16 protein-coding genes and 1 pseudogene are annotated in these 17,446 nt (G+C 45.4%); 8 read left to right on the plus strand and 9 right to left on the minus strand.

All coding sequences use genetic code 11. The annotated features are described in order from the left end of the window. The 3 genes and pseudogenes from O9324_RS13220 to hslO all read right to left on the minus strand — a co-directional run. A pseudogene (locus tag O9324_RS13220) lies at positions 1–300 on the minus strand (IS4/Tn5 family transposase DNA-binding protein); the annotation flags it as partial. Positions 301–471: 171 nt separating this feature from the next. Further along, the gene (locus tag O9324_RS13225; protein ID WP_288140419.1) at positions 472–2,427 is read right to left on the minus strand and encodes a coiled-coil domain-containing protein; all 1,956 of its coding nucleotides are present in this window, start codon (positions 2,425–2,427) and stop codon (positions 472–474) included. A 63-nt stretch (positions 2,428–2,490) separates the two neighbouring features. Further along, entirely contained in the window at positions 2,491–3,405 is a 915-nt protein-coding gene (gene hslO / locus O9324_RS13230; RefSeq protein ID WP_002770005.1) for an Hsp33 family molecular chaperone HslO, read from the minus strand. An 84-nt stretch (positions 3,406–3,489) separates the two neighbouring features. Here hslO and O9324_RS13235 point away from each other — a divergent pair, with 84 nt between their 5' ends. Both O9324_RS13235 and ffh read left to right on the plus strand, forming a co-directional pair. Continuing rightward, complete coding sequence (locus tag O9324_RS13235; RefSeq protein ID WP_002770002.1) at positions 3,490–3,873, plus strand: hypothetical protein; 384 nt, start codon at positions 3,490–3,492, stop codon at positions 3,871–3,873. 170 nt (positions 3,874–4,043) lie between these two features. Continuing rightward, positions 4,044–5,480 carry a signal recognition particle protein gene (gene ffh / locus O9324_RS13240; protein ID WP_288140420.1) on the plus strand — a complete coding sequence of 479 codons (1,437 nt, stop codon included), beginning with the start codon at positions 4,044–4,046 and terminating at the stop codon, positions 5,478–5,480. Positions 5,481–5,483: 3 nt separating this feature from the next. Here ffh and thiL read toward each other — a convergent pair whose 3' ends face one another. Both thiL and O9324_RS13250 read right to left on the minus strand, forming a co-directional pair. After that, positions 5,484–6,452: a thiamine-phosphate kinase gene (gene thiL, locus O9324_RS13245; protein ID WP_288140421.1), complete on the minus strand. Its 969-nt coding sequence runs from the start codon at positions 6,450–6,452 to the stop codon at positions 5,484–5,486. A gap of 39 nt (positions 6,453–6,491) precedes the next feature. Continuing rightward, a complete protein-coding gene (locus O9324_RS13250; protein ID WP_287629410.1) occupies positions 6,492–7,163 on the minus strand; it encodes an MBL fold metallo-hydrolase in 672 nt (223 codons plus the stop codon). Positions 7,164–7,267: 104 nt separating this feature from the next. On the opposite strand from O9324_RS13250, the gene O9324_RS13255 reads away from it, so the two are divergent. The 3 genes from O9324_RS13255 (at position 7,268) to cax (ending at position 10,649) form a co-directional block, all read left to right on the plus strand. Next, complete coding sequence (locus O9324_RS13255) at positions 7,268–8,752, plus strand: site-2 protease family protein (protein ID WP_287671522.1); 1,485 nt, start codon at positions 7,268–7,270, stop codon at positions 8,750–8,752. Between the two features lie 157 nt (positions 8,753–8,909). Further along, positions 8,910–9,533: a YdcF family protein gene (locus O9324_RS13260; RefSeq protein WP_002786683.1), complete on the plus strand. Its 624-nt coding sequence runs from the start codon at positions 8,910–8,912 to the stop codon at positions 9,531–9,533. 27 nt (positions 9,534–9,560) lie between these two features. Continuing rightward, a complete protein-coding gene (gene cax, locus O9324_RS13265) occupies positions 9,561–10,649 on the plus strand; it encodes a calcium/proton exchanger (RefSeq protein WP_287628345.1) in 1,089 nt (362 codons plus the stop codon). 2 nt (positions 10,650–10,651) lie between these two features. On the opposite strand, the gene rsmG is transcribed toward cax, so the two are convergent. Then, positions 10,652–11,329 carry a 16S rRNA (guanine(527)-N(7))-methyltransferase RsmG gene (rsmG, locus tag O9324_RS13270; RefSeq protein ID WP_288140422.1) on the minus strand — a complete coding sequence of 226 codons (678 nt, stop codon included), beginning with the start codon at positions 11,327–11,329 and terminating at the stop codon, positions 10,652–10,654. 29 nt (positions 11,330–11,358) lie between these two features. Here rsmG and O9324_RS13275 point away from each other — a divergent pair, with 29 nt between their 5' ends. After that, a complete protein-coding gene (locus tag O9324_RS13275) occupies positions 11,359–11,514 on the plus strand; it encodes a hypothetical protein (protein WP_287698152.1) in 156 nt (51 codons plus the stop codon). Between the two features lie 70 nt (positions 11,515–11,584). Here the strand turns inward: O9324_RS13275 and O9324_RS13280 are convergent, their stop codons facing one another. Further along, positions 11,585–12,232, minus strand: a complete 648-nt coding sequence (locus O9324_RS13280; protein WP_002769969.1) for an ABC transporter ATP-binding protein — start codon at positions 12,230–12,232, stop codon at positions 11,585–11,587. An 85-nt stretch (positions 12,233–12,317) separates the two neighbouring features. Between O9324_RS13280 and O9324_RS13285 the strand changes: the two genes are divergently transcribed. Then, on the plus strand, positions 12,318–13,232 hold the full coding sequence (locus O9324_RS13285) for a Sll0314/Alr1548 family TPR repeat-containing protein (RefSeq protein ID WP_002769967.1): 915 nt from the start codon (positions 12,318–12,320) through the stop codon (positions 13,230–13,232). A gap of 569 nt (positions 13,233–13,801) precedes the next feature. Further along, entirely contained in the window at positions 13,802–14,842 is a 1,041-nt protein-coding gene (locus tag O9324_RS13290) for a fatty acid desaturase (RefSeq protein ID WP_072926991.1), read from the plus strand. A gap of 297 nt (positions 14,843–15,139) precedes the next feature. On the opposite strand, the gene O9324_RS13295 is transcribed toward O9324_RS13290, so the two are convergent. Together O9324_RS13295 and O9324_RS13300 are read right to left on the minus strand one after the other, a co-directional pair. Then, positions 15,140–16,726, minus strand: coding sequence for a serine/threonine-protein kinase (locus O9324_RS13295; protein WP_288140423.1), 1,587 nt, complete (start codon positions 16,724–16,726; stop codon positions 15,140–15,142). A gap of 155 nt (positions 16,727–16,881) precedes the next feature. Then, on the minus strand, positions 16,882–17,446 hold a 565-nt coding region (locus O9324_RS13300; RefSeq protein ID WP_288140424.1), incomplete at its 5' end, for an RNA-guided endonuclease InsQ/TnpB family protein.

Consider the following 17,446-nt stretch of genomic DNA (forward strand, 5'->3'; position numbering starts at 1 on the left):
TTTGGCTTTTTGCGTTGTCAAGTCTAAACTTGTTGTGTCTTGAACTGCCAAAACTATTGGATGTTCTTTGATTCTTTCTACTGTACTTTTGGCCTGGGCGGCAATTAGATCTGAGGGGTGAAAATAGGGGGAATTCCAAAAGTCAGATGTGGCACTGGCGGCGGCTAGATTTCCCGAAGCTTATGGCACACTTGTACTAGGTTGGCTGCCCAAGTTTTCTACGATACTGATTAACCTTTTCTTTCTTCTGGTGTCCCCTAGGTCTGCATACTGTAATTCTTGGGCTGCCCATTTCTCCATTTTTTTGCTTACCTCCACCTTGATTCCTTCTTTCAAAACTATACCTATCAATCGTTTCCCCTTTTTTTTAGTTTCTTCTCTTTTTGTTAAGAAAGATCTGACTAATGGATAGCCTTATCAAGGGGGCAAGGGGTAGGGGTAATCCACGGCAAAAACAGCCCCTAAAACTGATTATTGACCCGGACTTGGTGCTTCTATCGGGTACTCTGGGGAAAGGGGAGTCGATTCAACTATTGGTGGTGGGGCCGGAGGTTGGAGAATATTGCGCCAGCCTCGTATTTGGGAGCGAGCCGAACTGTAAGCGGTACTTTCCGGGGATACGGATTCAGCAAGGCGAATAGCTTCCAGATAACTGCCATTATTAGCTTGGTCCGTGGCTAAAGACAAAAGCTGATAACTCCAACGTTCCAGCAATTCAGTCCGTTGCACACCCGCATCGGTTTTAGTGGAAATATTGGTAACTAAAGCAATCGCTCGGGTTAAACCTTCTGCGGTTCCCATCGCCGCTAATTGATTAGCCTGTTGGAGATTTTGACGGGCCCGCAACTCTCGGCGCCAACGACGGATATTTTGGGATGCTTCCGCGGAAAGAGTGCGACCGGGGGGAATTTGATTGGCAGTGTCGATCGCTGTGCTATAGTCTTTGAGATTGGCCAAAGCTTGAGCCTGATCTAAAATGGGTTGATCCTCCATGCGTTCAATCCGTACTTGCCAGTCGTCAATTTCCCGTTGGGCATCTCGGTATAAGGCCCGATTTTTACCAATAGCCTGCGCCTGAATAATAGCGTTACTGAGGGAATTAATATCGCCGGGGATAGCGATTTCCCGCGCCCGTTCTAAAATCGGCCGGTCTTCTATGACTTGTATTTGACGATTCCAAGAGCCAATTTCCTGCTGTGCTTGCGACCAGAGGGGATTATTACGGGGAACCTCGCCCGCTTTCGCGATAGCGGCGCTATACTGCTCGATTGTACCTGCTTGTGCTAAATCTCTAGCCTCGGACAGTATTTTTACATCCTGTACCTGTAACTGCCAGCGTTCCCTCATAGCTAGGGCCGTTTGATGGAGAGGTCGAGAAGCGTCGATTTGTTCTAGTCCCAGTATGCCGGCTTCCAATCCGTCCACCGTGCCGGCTTCCGCATCTAAGGCCGCTTCGGACAAGAGGGACCAATCGGTGACATCTTCTTTAATTTTGAGGCCTTTGGGGGTTTGGTTAGCCAAATCCCGGAGAGCTTGCCATTGCTTCCGCTCAATTAATCTTTCGGCGTATTCTTTTAGTTTATCCTCGGTTTTCCCGATTAATTTTTGGGACTCCTGATAGGCATAACTGCTGGCTTGAATTTTTCTAGCTTCTTCGATGACTTTCAACCAATTGTCGAGACCGCCCCGGGCAAAGAGATTAAAGGCATTATCTAATTTACTGCTATCTTCCCGGGCGACGGTAATTTTAGCGAGCGCTTCATTATATTTAACCGTTGCCCAATATTCGTTATTTAAGTTCAATAAATCCACTGCTAGGCGGAAAGATTGATTCCAGTTGGAAGCGCGGAGATTTTCCTCTAGTTTGCTTAATATCTCGTTGCCTTCCGTCCAAGTTCCTTGCCACTTAGCGATTCTTTCTTCAATAATTGCCGCTACTGCCATATTATTGGGGATTTGACGAGATTTAGCAATTGCTTGCTCTAAATTTCCCGCTTGATAGTCTTTTTCCGCCAAATTCAGGATATCTCGCGCCCACTCTTCCACCTGTTGATTAACTTGCGATCGCAAGGGATGGTCCTCGGGTAAAGCTTCCACTAGGGCAATTGCTGCGAGTAATCCTTCCACGGTACGACTATCGGCGGAAAGTTGAGCGCAGTAGAGACGCAGGGAGGCAGAAGCAATAGGCCAGAAGATTTTGGGGCAATTGGGCGACTTCTGCATATTTAATAACTGCCAAGTGGCGAGAAAGCCAACACCGCCAAAGACGACCACAAATAAAGCCGCCCAAACTTTCCAAGTGAAACGATGCTGGTATCGGGACCAAAAGAGAAAAAGAAAAGACTTAGTTTTCTCTGGCCAACGAGTCAGGGAGTCAATCGATTCTCGTTTGACTAGATTTTTGGTTAATTCTTTTCCTTTAAACATTCACGACTCCCTGACAGATATTTTAGATAGATTTTACCTTAATGGCGCTCATTGCCCGACTTCTCAGCAAGATTCAGCTTGTAGAGACTCGACTAATTCGATTAATTGTCTCTCGTTGGCACTATACACTTCCTGGCAAAACTCACAGATGGCTTCCGCTTGTTTATCCTTTTCGATAATGTCTTTTAATTCATCGACCCCGAGGAATTTTAAAGCTCCTAGGGCCCGTTCAAAAGAACAATCACAATCAAAACGCAGCATCTGCACAGCCGGAAAAATTTCTAGACCCATATCTCCGAGAAGTTCCTGAAAAATATCTTCTAGACCCTTTCCTGCTCGTAAAAGAGGCGTAAATCCCGTTAATTTTCGCAATCTCGACTCTAAACGAGCCACTAAGACCTCATCCCTGGCGGCCTCTTTCGAGAGAACTTGTAATAAAATTCCCCCGGCAGCCGTTACTCCTGTGGTCGTACCGACAAAAACCCCCACTTGCAAAGCGGAGGGAATTTGTTCGGACTGGTCCAGGTAGTAGGCGATATCTTCCCCCACTTCCCCAGAAACTATCTCGACGATGCTTTCTTGAAGTTCATTTCTCTCCTCACCTTTTTCTTCCCGTAAGACTCGCACATAACCCTTGTTACCCACGGCGCGACCCACATCTAATTTACCCTTAGCATTGGGGAGTAATTCCACCTGGGGACAGTCCACATAACCCCGCACCGTGCCATCGAGTCCAGCATCAACTAAAACACCGCCTAGGGGACCGTCGCCTTTAATGCGAATATTGACCCTAGAACCGGGTTTTTTTAAACTGGAAGCCAAGAGTAAAGCCGATGCCATCGTGCGACCGAGAGCGGCAGTGGCTACGTTAGATAATTTATGTCTTTGGCGAGCTTCTTCGGTTAAACGAGTGGTAATCACTCCTACTACTCTAATTCCGCCATCGGCGGCCGTGGCGCGGATTAATTTATCTGCCATACTACTTACTGTTATCCTTGGAAAACGCTGTCCCGATTTTTAGTTATTCTTTAACTAACTTAACAAAAATTATCAGACAACAATATGTTCGGCAATTTTCAACAAAGTCAGCTGCGTATCGAAATCTCGGCCAGTGAAGAGGCTATCCGGGATAGTTTACTCAAAACTGCTCATCTCCGTCAATGGCTGTGGCCGCAAATGCTCTCGCCCAATCTACCCGATAAATTAGAGGCAGGTTTGACTTTTACCTCTTGGTTAGGTTTAATTCCCGTACAACATCAGGTTTTATTAGCCAATGACCAGTGTTTACGCTTGCTTTTGAGTCAAGGTATCGATGGCTATCACGAATGGTATTGGGGTGATGGTTGGTTACAATCGCGGTTAGAAGGCATTTCCCTCCTTCCCCTCAATCTCGGTCAGACTCTCAGTTTATTAAAATTACGACTATTTCTGAGCAATCAAAAGTAAATCCCACTTTAAAAACCCAATTATGGATTGTCTCTCCCCGCTGCTCACTCTCCTACACCGGGAGATTGGCCGCACCATCCAGGTCCGGGACTATTGACAGGCTAAGAACGGGGGTCTTCACCGGACATTTGAGATAAAATCGATCTAGTTAAAAATTTAATTCCGAAACTATGTTCGACGCACTGGCCGACCGCTTAGAAGACGCATGGAAAAAATTACGAGGTCAAGATAAAATCTCCTCGGCCAATATACAAGAAACCCTCAAAGAAGTCCGGCGAGCTTTATTAGAAGCAGATGTTAACCTACAGGTAGTCAAGGGATTTATTGCTGAGGTCGAAAAACAAGCCCTCGGCGCTGAAGTTATTTCCGGAGTCAATCCTGGCCAGCAATTTATCAAAATTGTCTATGATGAATTGGTCAAAATTATGGGGGAAAGTAACGTCCCCCTAGCTCAGGCCGATAAACCCCCCACCGTAATTTTAATGGCCGGGTTGCAAGGGACGGGAAAAACCACCGCCACCGCCAAATTAGCCCTATATCTCCGCAAACAGTCCAAAAGCTGCCTGATGGTGGCTACCGATGTTTACCGTCCGGCGGCCATTGACCAATTAATCACCCTCGGTAAACAGATAAATGTTCCCGTCTTCGAGATGGGTTCTCAGGCTAATCCCGTCGATATCGCCCGTCAAGGTGTGGAAAAAGCCAAAGAATTGGGCGTAGATACGGTTATCATCGACACCGCCGGTCGTTTGCAGATAGATACCCAGATGATGGGCGAACTAGCACAAATCAAGAAAATTGTCAAGCCCGACGATACTTTATTAGTGGTGGATGCGATGACTGGTCAGGAAGCGGCCAGTCTTACCAACACTTTTCACCAACAAATCGGCATCACGGGGGCAATTCTCACCAAACTCGATGGCGATACTCGCGGTGGTGCGGCCCTATCAGTGCGGCAAATATCGGGACAACCGATTAAATTTGTTGGGGTTGGGGAAAAAGTAGAAGCTTTAGAGCCATTTTATCCCGATCGCCTTGCCAGTCGCATCCTCAATATGGGTGATGTCCTGACGCTAGTGGAAAAAGCTCAGGAACAGTTAGACCTAGAAGACGCGGCCAAAATGCAGGCCAAGATTTTAGAGGCTAAGTTTGATTTTAATGACTTCCTCAAACAGATGCGGCTGTTAAAAAATATGGGTTCCCTGGGGGGAGTCCTCAAGTTAATCCCCGGTCTGGGCAAACTGAGCGGGACAGACATCGAAAAGGGGGAAAAAGAGTTAAAACGCACGGAAGCGATGATTAATTCCATGACCACGGAGGAACGCGCTAACCCCGATTTATTGGCTAAGTCTCCTAATCGTCGTCGTCGCATTGCCAAGGGTTCGGGACATCCGGAAACAGAAGTTACCAAACTAATTGCTAATTTCACCAGAATGCGAACGATGATGCAACAGATGGGACGGGGACAAATGCCCGCTATGCCGGGGATGCCGGGGATGGGTGGCGGAATGTTTGGCGGTGGCAATCAACCGGGGTTCCGCGGTCAAGGTGGCAGCCCGAAAAAACCGAAGAAAATCAAGAAAAAGAAAGGTTTTGGCGATTTATAGAGGCTAAAAATGTTGAAATCCAGAGCTTAAACTGAGTTTTCTCCCGTCGGCTAATTTTATCTCTTTCCCCGGGACAATTTGACCGATTATCGCCCCATCTTCCCCCACTTGCTCCAGCAATTCTCTGGCACTGTCCGGGGGTAAACACAAAACTAACTCAAAGTCTTCACCGCCGTATAAAGCCCATTCTAGAGCTTTTTCGGCTCCTACATATTCTTTCAGGGTTGGATGCAGGGGAATACTCTCGATTTCGGCACCAACCCCACTACAGCGACAAATTTGCATGATGGCATCTGCTAACCCGTCACTGCTATCCATGCCCGCGATGGGAAATTGCTTGACAATTTTTTGTAAATGTGGTATGCAATCGAGTCTCGGTCGCGGCCGTTGATGAGCTTGGATTAATCGCTTTTTTTGGGCGGAATTTAAATTCCTCCCGGTTTCAGGGTGCAAGAGTAACTCTAATCCAGCCCGCGATAAACCGTGATAACCTGTAATAACGATACTATCGCCCACTGTTGCATTAAAACGTCTAATTTCTTCATTTTTTGCTACTTGTCCCAGGGCGGTGATGCTGATGTTAATCTCCGTGGCCCGACAGACATCACCACCAACGATCGCCGTCTGATATACTTGCAGACAAGAGCTAAGACCCCGATAGAGTCCTTCTAGCCAATCGATGGCTAGATTGGGAGTTAAAGCCAATCCTACCGTAATTCCCAGGGGTTCTGCCCCCATAGCCGCTAAATCGGATAAATTAGCCGCCGCCGCTCGCCAGCCCACATCTTCGGGAGAGGTGGTAAGATCGCTAAAGTGGACGTTATTAACTAAAACATCAGTGGTGACAACGAGAGAGTAACCGTCTTTGAGGGATAAAATCGCCCCATCATCACCGATAATCTCCGCAGGACAATATTTTTGCAGAATCGGTAGCAATCCCTGTTCACCCAAGTCTTTAACGGTTAAATTCATAATTTCTGGGAATTGAACGATGCAGCTTCTAAAAAGTCTTTAGTTAAGAGGATTGGCGCTGATTTTTTCGTAGGCGCGATCGATAATTCCCCGACCGCGCAAAAAGCCGGTATTAGCTCCCGGACAAAGATAGGAGAGGGTTTCCGGACTAAAACGGTCTAAAATGGCCTTTTGCGATCGCAATTGCCGCGGCCAGTGGAAAGTTTTAGCGGTCTGTAGAGGTCGCGGTTGACCCTTGGTGTCGGGGAGAAGATGACGACCGGTAAATAAAACCCCCCCGTGACGGTTCCAGTAGAGACAGGAGGAACCGGGAGAATGGCCTGGAGTCCAAAAACCGCTACAAGTGGGAGATAACTGGATTTGTTGCTGAAAAACGGTAATTTGACGGTGAGGAAGCAGATAGGCTTCCTGTTCCTGTAGAATAATCTCACAATCAAGTAAACTTTGCAGAGAATCGCTCTGTTTACCCTGACCCCCGCGATGGGTAAAAAATAAGTAACGGACTCCCTTTTCTCGGAGAAAATCCCGCTCGCTCTCCTCACAGCCAGGACAATCCACCAGAATATTACCAGTATTTTCTACAATAAGATAAGAGGTTCCCCCTAGGGTTTCCCGATTAGGCGAGAAAGCGTATAAACCTTCTAGAATTAATCGAGGGGGTTTTGTGGTTTTGCTAACCTCTAAAGGAGACGATTCGGTTTCCGATCGCATGGTTTGCCTATCCAAATCACAATCAATGCGGTTTACAATCTAGCACGATCGATGACCGGGCGGGCTGAAATTAGCCGCTTTTTATTCAAGAGAAAAGAGCCGATATGGAAATGTGGTTGTTATTAGGGATTCTTGGCGGTTTCACTTATTTTATCGTCAAGCGTAGCGTGGCCAAAATCACGACAACACCAATTTGGTTAATTTGGTTAGTCCTGATGACTCCGGCTCTTATTTGGACTGGCTGGACGTTAATCTATGGACAGGATACCCCCATGCCGGCATTTTTGCTGGTCGGTCCTTTTGTGATCTGCCCTTTTTTGTATTGGTGGCTAGTACAAAAGGGTCGAGTTACTCCCCAAGAAAGCCCCCCATCACCACTGGAAAAAGCGAATTTAGTCCTAGAAAATATTGATAATCCTGCACCTAAAAATGATTTAAAACCGATCACTGCCGAAGAGGAAAAATCCCTAAGAGATTGTTTTCCTTGGGGTATTTATTATCTGCAAAATATCGATTATCGTCCCCAAGCAATTCTCTGTCGGGGGAAATTGCGAGCGGTTCCCGAAGAAGCTTATCAAGTGATTAAAAACAATGTGGAAAAGGTTTTTGGGGATCGCTTTTTATTGCTTTTCCAAGAAAGTTTTCAGGGACAACCTTTTTTCGCTCTTGTGGCTAATCCCTGGCAGCAAAAAACAGAAACTATAGAAACTGAAAAAATTACTCGCCCCTTTCTTGCCCTGGGTTTATTGTTATTAACTCTCTTAACTACCACGGACATCGGTGCGGGATTAAGTGGCATTACCGCCCAACAATTAGAAAATAATCCTAGTTTATTATTACAAGGTTTACCCTACAGTTTAGGCTTAATTGCTATTTTAGGACTGCACGAATTCAGTCATTATTTTACAGCAGTTAAATACAAAATTAAAACTACTTTGCCCTATTTTATCCCCATTCCTTTCTTCCTCGGCACCTTCGGGGCTTTTATTCAAATGCGCTCCCCTGTACCCACCCGTAAAGCTTTATTTGATGTGGCGGTGGCCGGTCCTTTGGGGGGTATAATTATCGCTATTCCTCTACTGTTTTGGGGATTGTCCCTCTCGGAAATAGTTCCCCTAACCAATCAAAGCAGTTTATTAAATTTTCAGGCCTTAAATCCGCAGTTTTCTTTTCTCTTGTCTATCGTAGCTAAACTAGCCTTCGGCAGTGATTTAATCGCAGGAAAAGCCATCCATTTACATCCTTTAGCGGTGGCCGGTTATGTGGGAATTATCGTTACAGCCCTAAATTTAATGCCCGTGGGTCAATTGGATGGTGGTCATATTGTTCACGCCATGTATGGGCAGAAAACCGCCATAATTATCGGTCAATTAACTCGATTATTCATGTTTATTTTAGCCCTAGTGCAGCCAGATTTTTTACTCTGGGCGATTATTCTCTTATTAATGCCAGTCAGCGATCAACCTGCTTTAAATGATGTGACTGAATTGGATAATAAACGAGATTTATTAGGTCTATTTTCCCTGGCTTTGTTATTAAGTATTTTGCTACCCCTTCCCGAAGCGGTGGCCCGTTGGTGGGGGATGTAAGCGACCGCATCAATCAACCTGAGTTCTGGGAAAATTATCGGTCAGTTGGGGAATAAAATCCCCATCTCCCACGTCAATGTGAGTTCGATGATCCTCACCCTCGATCACTTTAATCCACAAAGCTGAAGGCTGACAACCGCTCACCGATCACTGATATATGGTTCTCAAGGCTAATTCTCAGGGAAAAAAGCGAGTTTCTCTGAAAGGGAAGTTAGGCAAATCTAGGTTAAAATTGCTGGCTATTCCGCTAATTTTGGCGAGTTTAGGCTGGTTATACCACGATTTACGTCAGCAGTGGCTAAAACCGGAAGCGATTTTTGTTTTGGGAGGTCATGCCGATCGAGAACGTTTTGCGGCAAAATTAGCTAAGGAATATCCCGATCTACCGATTTGGGTATCTTCCGGTAGTCCGCGACGATATGTGAAAAAGATTTTTAAAAAAGCGGGAATTCCCCTAGAACGTCTCCATCTCGATTACAATGCGCGAGATACTGTCACTAACTTTACTAGCCTAGCCGATCAACTGAAAGCCCAAGGTATTGATAGTGTCTATCTGGTCACTTCCGATAATCACATGAGAAGGGCGCGATTAGTGGGAGAAATTGTTTTTGGTAGTCGCGGAATCGTGATTAAACCGGTGACTGTTCCCTCCCAATCACCCCCCGAACCCCTAGAAAAGTCGCTCAGAGACGGTTTTAGGGCAATATTATGGATAATAACCGGTTCTACTGGGGAATTTTGGCTAAAATCCGATTCTAGTCCCCATCTCCGATCGAAATAAAATTATCTTGACAAAATTACCCACTTTATGTTAAGCAAAAACACCATTTTCGCCATCCTATTAATTTTTGTGCCGCTATCGATCGCCGGTTCCCTGTTACACTGGAGCGGAACAGTTGTTTTTATCACCGCTTGTCTAGCCATTATCCCCCTAGCGGCCTACATGGGGGAAGCCACGGAAGCGATTGCGGTGGTGGTCGGGCCAAATATTGGCGGTTTGATGAATGCCACTTTTGGCAATGCCACAGAATTAATTCTCGCCTATGTCGCTTTGCGGGAAGGTTTTATCGATGTGGTAAAAGCGACGATTACTGGCTCAATTATCGGTAATTTACTCTTAGTTATGGGATTATCGATGTTTTTAGGCGGTTTACGCTTCAAAGAACAGGAATTTCAACCGATAACCGCTCGTTTAAATGCTTCAGCCATGAATTTAGCGGTGGTGGCGATTCTTTTACCCACTGCCGTGCAATTTACCTCCACGGGAGTCGGGGAACCAGTCCTGCAACGTCTATCCGTGGCCGTGGCAGCGGTGTTAATTTTCGTCTATGGTTTAAGTCTCTTGTTTTCCATGAAAACCCACACCTATCTCTATGATGTCGGGATTGCTGGTATCGAGGAGGAAAGTGCTGGAGAAAACCCCGCAAAGCCGAAAATCTGGTTTTGGTCTTTGATTTTATTGATCGTTACCATCGCTGTGGCCGTAGAATCGGAGTTATTAGTGGCATCCCTAGAGGAGGCTACGGAACAGCTAGGTTTAACGGCACTGTTTACCGGGGTGATTCTTTTGCCTATTATCGGTAATGCGGCCGAACACGCTACGGCTGTCACCGTCGCCCTTAAGAATAAAATGGATCTATCGGTATCTGTGGCTGTCGGTTCCAGTATGCAGATCGCCCTGTTTGTGGCTCCGGTTTTGGTTATCATGGGTTATATTATCGGTCAGCCCATGGATCTAAATTTTAATCCCTTTGAGTTGGTGGCAGTGGCTGTGGCGGTGTGGTTGGCTAATTCGATTAGTAGTGATGGGCGATCGAATTGGTTGGAAGGAATGTTACTCTTAGCTACCTATGCTATCCTGGCCTTGGCTTTCTTTTTCCATCCTCTCACCGCTTAAAGTTATCCCTTGCCGATATATAGACAATGACGGACACTTTGACTTAAGGGAGTGGTAAAACTGGCAATTTCGAGGATTTTACCGCCGGCTTTCCCTAGATTCTCCTCTAAATTTAAACTATCCTCCGACGACCACTGACCACGATAGAGAATAGCGATTCCGGTCTTTTTCAGGAAAGGCAAAGCATAGTTAACACAGATATCCACATTACCTACCGCTCGCAAACAGACGATATCGTAAGCAGAGTTATGTTTAAGGTTTTTCCCGACGATTTCCGCCCGACCTAAACGAGTTTTCGTGTTATTTAACTCTAATTTGTCAATAACTTCTTCAAGAAAATTAATCTTTTTTTGGGTGGAATCTAAGAGAGTCACCGACCAATGGGGATATGCGATCGCAATTGGCACCCCCGGAAACCCGGCCCCGGTCCCCAAATCAATGACTGATAGGGATTTTGTCAATAGATCTGGCTGGGATTTTTCTAACCAAGCTAAACCCGATAAAGAATCCCAAAGATGTTTTTCCCAAAACTCCTCTGGTTGGGTAATTCGGGTGAGATTAAAACGTTGATTACCCTCTAAAATCAACTCATAAAGTTGTTGAAATCGCGCTTGTCTGGCCCCATCGGGTTGCCATTCTAGGGTTTCTTGCCAAAGGTCAAATAATTCAGGAAGGATCATTAATTCGGGTTTGCTGAAAAAGTTTGTTGGTGGGGTTAGGAGCCGGTCGTCAGGAGTCAGGAGACAGGAGATGGGGGAATGGGGAAGTGGGGAAGTGGGTAAGTGGGGAAGTGGGGAAGTGGGGAAGTGGGGAAGTGGGGAAGTGGGGAATTTCAACTAAAAACCCCAATACCCTAAAACCCTAAAACCCCAACACCCCCCGAACGCGGACGCAGTGACCACCCCAACACCCTAAAACCCCAATACCCTAAAACCTCAACTATCTGTTTTTTCACTTTTTATTTCCCTCAAATGTCCTTGTTCAATTTTCCAGTGACGGTCAGCAATAGGCAATAATTCGCCAGCATCGTGACTAACTACTAATAAAGTCCAGTGTTGTTTGAGACTAGCGAGAAGTTTAGCCAATTGACGACGCATCGACCAATCTAAACCGGCCGTAGGTTCATCGAGAAGTAACAGATTAGGCTGCCGGATTAACTGAACAGCGAGGGATAAACGACGCTGTTGACCTCCACTAAGATTGTGGGGAGAAGTATCCAGAGGAGTATTTTCTAATCCTACCTCCTTTAAGGCCGCTGTTAGGCGATCGCTTTTAATTTCTGGATGACCGAGACGCAACTCCTCAAGGATGGTTTTACCGCAAAAATGACGTTCGGGAAACTGAAAAACGATTCCTCCCAATTGTTGCAGGTGCAGCACCGTTAATTCTTGGTCGCGCCAGTGAATCGTCCCTCCTGTTTTATCGGCAAAGCCTGCTAAAATTTCCAAAAGAGTCGTTTTTCCGGAACCACTGGGGCCAACAATCAGACCTAATTCTTGGGGTGCTAATTCGAGATTAATCCCCTGTAAAATGGGATTGAGGGCAGCGGGGGGATGATAAACCACATCTTTGAGATAAAGCATTGACAGGAAAATAACTGGAAATTAAGTCTAGAAACTTGTTTCTATTGTGACAGATTTTTTCATTCGCTCAAGGAGACTTTTGACCATGGTGCTGAGGTTAGGTTTAACGAAAAAAATGGCGATCGGTGCTTCGCTGGCTGTTATGGTAGTGGTTAACTGGATTGGTCCCGGGTTGGCCGGAGATCCTTTCCGCAAAACCAATCCCCGACCGATTGGTGATAAGACCGAGGCCGCTTTTAACGCTATTTTTAAACAAGGTAATTATCTAGAGGCAAAAAAATTAATTGTTGAGGCCACAGAAAAGGAACCCCAAGAACCTTTGTCCCATGCTATGCGCGCCTCTCTTGCTTTTACTGACCAGGATTGGAACACCCTCAAAACCTACTCCGAGAAAACTAAGGAAGCGGCCAAACAAATACAGGACAGCGACCCTTTAAGGGGAAATTTGTATCTCGCGGTGGGGAGTTTTTTGGAGGGAACCTACGTTTTTCAAACCGAAGGTGCAGTATCGGCTATCCCCAGACTACAACAGGTGTTTCAGTATTTGGAAACCGCAGAAAAGGTTAATCCTACGGATCCGGAATTGAACCTGTTAAAGGGTTATATGGATTTGATTTTAGCGGTTAATCTGCCCTTTTCTAGTCCCCAAGAGGCAATTCAACGGCTAGAAACATACGGGAGTCCTGATTACTTGGTTGATCGAGGTATAGCTCTAGCTTACCGGGATTTAAAGCAGTATGATCAGGCTTTGCGGTTTATCGATAACGCTCTGAAAGCGACCCCCGATAATCCAGAATTAATGTATCTGAAGGGTCAAATCCTGAGAATTCAAGGCAATACGGATAAAAATACCGGCTCTTTGAAACTGGCATTAGATTACTTTAATAATGCCCTGAAAAAACAGGAACAACTCCCCGAATCGGTCAAAAAACAGTTAAATCGCGAACACCGTAAGGTACAGGAGGAGATTAAATCCCTAGAAAACACCGCTAATCGTTAAAAAATGCCTAAAAATAGTCAATATTTGTTTTTTTATCAGTTATCAGTTTTTGAAGGCAATAGGCAATAGGCAATAGGCAATAGGCAGCCGTCAAGGGTGCATCTCAGATTTGCAGGAATACCGACAATCAGCAATTATCAGTGACTCTTAGATGATGACAAATGTATCAGCAGCTGCGTGTAAGCATCCCACCGAAAAACTAATGCGCTCCGGGGTTTGGGGGCGGCGCCACGCCCCCAACGGGGGGTTTGGGGGGTAGAACCCCCCAAAAGCTGGGATTGAGTGGTAAAATCAGAAACAACGCCCGATTTTAGCAGGGGGGTTTCCCCGTAAAAATCCCAATTGGTAGATTTACAAAAATGAGATGCACCCGCCGTCAAATTTTGCCAAAACAGAAAATCTCCTCTTATGGTATATAAAGTAAAGGATTATTAAGCTTCGCGGAAGTTTATTAATTAAAGTTAAAAATATATTGACAAAAAAGACGGCTTGTGGTATAGGGCAGAATTTAGCCAAACCTCCTAGCTAATTTCTTGTCAAGGGTTCACCTAAGTGTAATTGGAGATTTCATGACGGCAACGACGGATAAATTGCATGGGGAGTTGATCACCTCGATCGAGCCAGACTTTAAACTGAAAGATATTATTCAAAGCATTCCCAAAGAATATTTCCAGAAAGACCCAGTTAAAGCTTGGTTTGGTGTGATTACGAATATTTTGGCGGTCATTGCGGGTTATGCAATGCTAGTTTATTCTCCCTGGTATTTACTGCCTTTAGCTTGGATTTTTACGGGTACAGCTTTAACGGGATTCTTTGTGATCGCGCATGATTGCGGTCATCGGTCTTTTTCTAATCGACCCTGGGTTAATGATCTTGTCGGTCATATTTTCCTCTTACCGCTTATCTATCCCTTCCACTGCTGGCGTTTCCTCCATGATCGCCATCATGCTAAAACTAACATGGTAACGATAGATAATGCTTGGGATCCGTGGGAATTAGAAGCTTTTAACTCGGCCAACCCCTTAGTGCGTCTCTTTTATCGCGGCATTCGCGGCCGTTTCTGGTGGCTCGGTTCGATCGCCCACTGGGCGATTCTACACTTCAACATCGAACAATTCAAGGAGAACGAACGGGAAAAAGCGCGCTTTTCGATGATTGTAGTTCTGGTTTTTGCCGCTATTTTTTTCCCAACCCTAATTTTCTACACTGGTGTCTGGGGATTGGTTAAATTTTGGGTGGTGCCTTGGTTTGTCTATCATTTTTGGATGAGTACCTTTACCCTTGTCCATCACACAGACCCCGATATTCAATTTTACTATCCCGAAGAGTGGAATCAAGCTTTAGCGCAACTAGAAGGGACAGTTCACTGTAGTTATCCCCGTTGGGTAGAAATTCTCTGTCACGATATTAATGTCCATATCCCCCATCATATCTCGACGGCGATTCCTTCCTATAACCTCCGCAAAGTTCACGCTAGTCTCCAAGAAAATTGGGGGAGTCACCTGAAAGAAACCAAGTTTTCTTGGGCATTAATGCAGCGAATCGTTGATTATTGCCATATTTTCGACTCCGAAACCGCCTACAAAACCTTTAAGGAAAGCCGCGGTTAAATCAGTTATCAGTGATCAGTTATCAGTTATCAGTTATCAGTGGGTAAGTTATCAGATTTGGCTCTTCTGGTTTCTGTGTGGAAACGGGGTCTATACTGATAGTTTCTTCAGCAAAATAGTCCTAAAAGTCTTTCCCAGTAAATATTTCACGATTCTATAAGCAAAAATTATCATACAAAGTCGAGAAGAGCCGTGACAGTATTAAATCGAAGTTTCCTAATGTCTTTTCACTGATTGCTGATTATTGTTTACTGGCCACTGTTTACTGATTACTGTTTACTGATCACTGAAAAAAGATTACCAGAAACTGCGTTTACCATTGGGCATAACTGTTAACCAATTGGTTTTTGCCAGGGCGATTTGTTCTCGAGTTACTTGGGCATCAGAGAGATTAGCCCCGCAAAGATTAGCATCTTTGAGATTAGCGTAGCGAAGATGGGCGCCAGTGAGATTAGCCCCGCGTAAATCGGCCTCTTCCAGGTCTGCATAACCGAGATAGGCATTATTTAAATTGGTATTTTTGAGAATAGCTTGACTGAGATTAACCCGGCCCAGATCCGCATTGGACAGATCCGCCCCTCGTAAATTAGCTCCTGTTAATTTGGATTGACAGAAATTGATGCCAAAAAGTTTGGCTTTGGCCAGATTGAGATTTGGTAATTCCTCTTGGGCGAAATTGCGCCGGCCGTTATTGTAAGCATCGAGAATCGCTTTTTCATCTAAGCGGGGTTTTTTCTTCAGTAGGGTTAGCTCTGTGCTGCTGCGGGCTTGACTTTTATTCAATACATTTGTATTAAACAGTGAAAAAGCCATCTGTCCCCCCAGCATATTATCTGGAGAGGCCTCTGGATTTTTATTTTTGGGACGAAATTTAGACTTGAGACGGCCAGAAACGGAGGAAGTGGCTATCGAACCTGAATCTTGTCGGGGGGGCTGGGAAGTAACCATTGGAGCGGCGATTAAACTTTGGGCTAGACTATCGGCATAAGCCGTCATGTCTAAAGCATCCATTACCTCTTGGGCGGATTTGTAGCGATGACGGACAGAGACTTCCAGCATTGTTTTCAGGACTTTAGCAAACTGGGGACTCACCTTGACTAATTTTTCCCAGAGTAATTCACCTGTATTAATATCAACTTCGATCGCTTTAGGAGATTTGCCCGTGAGTAGATAGAGACAGGTAGCTCCCACCGCATAGATATCACTAGCGTAAACGGGACGCATGGCCATCTGTTCGGGGGGGGCAAAACCCTGGGTACCCACGGCAAAGTTAGTGAGAACGGTTTGAGAATTGGCATCAGCAATGACGGTATTAACTTGATTTTTGACAGCCCCGAAGTCAATCAGAACCAATTTTCGGTCTGTTTGCCGACGAACTAGGTTAGCGGGTTTGATATCCCGATGAATTACCTTTTGCTCGTGGACATATTTCAAAATCGGCAAGAGTTCACTTAAAAACTGTTTGACTCCCGCTTCGCTAAACGGTCCGCGTTTTTTGACCTCTTGGTGCAGGTTATGACCTTTAACGTATTCTTGAACTAGATAAAACTGTTGATTATCTTCAAAATAGTCCAATAATCGGGGAATCTGCGGATGAACTCCCAGTTTGGCCAAGGTGGCCGCTTCTCGATCAAAAAGTTCCCTCGCCATGCGAAAAACATTAGCATCTTGAGAGGGAGGTTGCAGTTGTTTGACCACACAGAGGGGCTTATCTGGTAGGGACAGATCCGATGAAACAAAAGTTGCCCCGAACCCTCCTTTCCCCAAAATGCGTAGGGTTTGATAGCGGTCGTGCAGAAGAAGTTTTGAACCGCAACTCTCGCAGATTAACGCTGTCGGGGCGTTTTTCGGTTGAGTACAGTTGGGATTAAGGCAGTAGGTCATCTAGAGCCACCAATTGACCGATCTTTTTTACTAACACACCTTAACAATGCACTTTAAGAGATTCTCCCAAGGGGGGGTATCTCCCAAAGTCTAAAGCCAGAGGCCTCAGACAATCAAAGCGCCTGTAACGCCTTTTTTGTTTGACGCTCCCCGCTCTAAAAAGACGGGGATTCTTCGTTCATTGAGTCTCCGTTAGCAAGCAGGATTTCTCCAACCAACCAAGAGGGAATCTCTCCCCCCCCCACCCCCCCGATGTCGGGGGGGCAGGGGGGGTGCGTGCGCCCCACGCTACTTAATCCCTTTTGCAAGATGTTTAAAGCGGCGTTTCTATCTCGACAATCTGTATATCCACAATGAGGACAAACATGGGTTCGAGTAGATAGCGACTTTTGAACTTTTTGTCCACAATTAGAACAATTTTGAGACGTATTATGAGGTGAGACAGCTATAGTTAACTTGCCGTATTTGTCCCCAAAATACTCTAGCCATTGCCTAAAAACAGACCATCCTGCATCGGTTATCGACTTCGCTAAATGACGATTTTTGACCATGCCTTTGATATTTAAGTCTTCATACGCAATTAAGTCGTTAGACTTAACTAAACGGAGTGCCACACTTTTGACAAACTCTTCTCGTTGCCTACTTACTCTTAAATGTTTCCGAGCATATCGCTTTCTAGCCTTGTGATAATTACGAGATTGTTTTTTACCCTTACGGTAT

Source organism: Microcystis sp. LE19-84.1B (assembly GCF_027531875.1).
GTDB classification, from domain to species: Bacteria; Cyanobacteriota; Cyanobacteriia; order Cyanobacteriales; family Microcystaceae; genus Microcystis; species Microcystis panniformis.

Coding starts and splice junctions, on each gene's coding strand:
- O9324_RS13225 (WP_288140419.1), bottom strand. CDS start 2,427: ATGTTTAAAGGAAAAGAATTAACCAAAAATCTAGTCAAACGAGAATCG.
- hslO (WP_002770005.1), bottom strand. CDS start 3,405: ATGGCAGATAAATTAATCCGCGCCACGGCCGCCGATGGCGGAATTAGA.
- O9324_RS13235 (WP_002770002.1), top strand. CDS start 3,490: ATGTTCGGCAATTTTCAACAAAGTCAGCTGCGTATCGAAATCTCGGCC.
- ffh (WP_288140420.1), top strand. CDS start 4,044: ATGTTCGACGCACTGGCCGACCGCTTAGAAGACGCATGGAAAAAATTA.
- thiL (WP_288140421.1), bottom strand. CDS start 6,452: ATGAATTTAACCGTTAAAGACTTGGGTGAACAGGGATTGCTACCGATT.
- O9324_RS13250 (WP_287629410.1), bottom strand. CDS start 7,163: ATGCGATCGGAAACCGAATCGTCTCCTTTAGAGGTTAGCAAAACCACA.
- O9324_RS13255 (WP_287671522.1), top strand. CDS start 7,268: ATGGAAATGTGGTTGTTATTAGGGATTCTTGGCGGTTTCACTTATTTT.
- O9324_RS13260 (WP_002786683.1), top strand. CDS start 8,910: ATGGTTCTCAAGGCTAATTCTCAGGGAAAAAAGCGAGTTTCTCTGAAA.
- cax (WP_287628345.1), top strand. CDS start 9,561: ATGTTAAGCAAAAACACCATTTTCGCCATCCTATTAATTTTTGTGCCG.
- rsmG (WP_288140422.1), bottom strand. CDS start 11,329: ATGATCCTTCCTGAATTATTTGACCTTTGGCAAGAAACCCTAGAATGG.
- O9324_RS13280 (WP_002769969.1), bottom strand. CDS start 12,232: ATGCTTTATCTCAAAGATGTGGTTTATCATCCCCCCGCTGCCCTCAAT.
- O9324_RS13285 (WP_002769967.1), top strand. CDS start 12,318: ATGGTGCTGAGGTTAGGTTTAACGAAAAAAATGGCGATCGGTGCTTCG.
- O9324_RS13290 (WP_072926991.1), top strand. CDS start 13,802: ATGACGGCAACGACGGATAAATTGCATGGGGAGTTGATCACCTCGATC.
- O9324_RS13295 (WP_288140423.1), bottom strand. CDS start 16,726: ATGACCTACTGCCTTAATCCCAACTGTACTCAACCGAAAAACGCCCCG.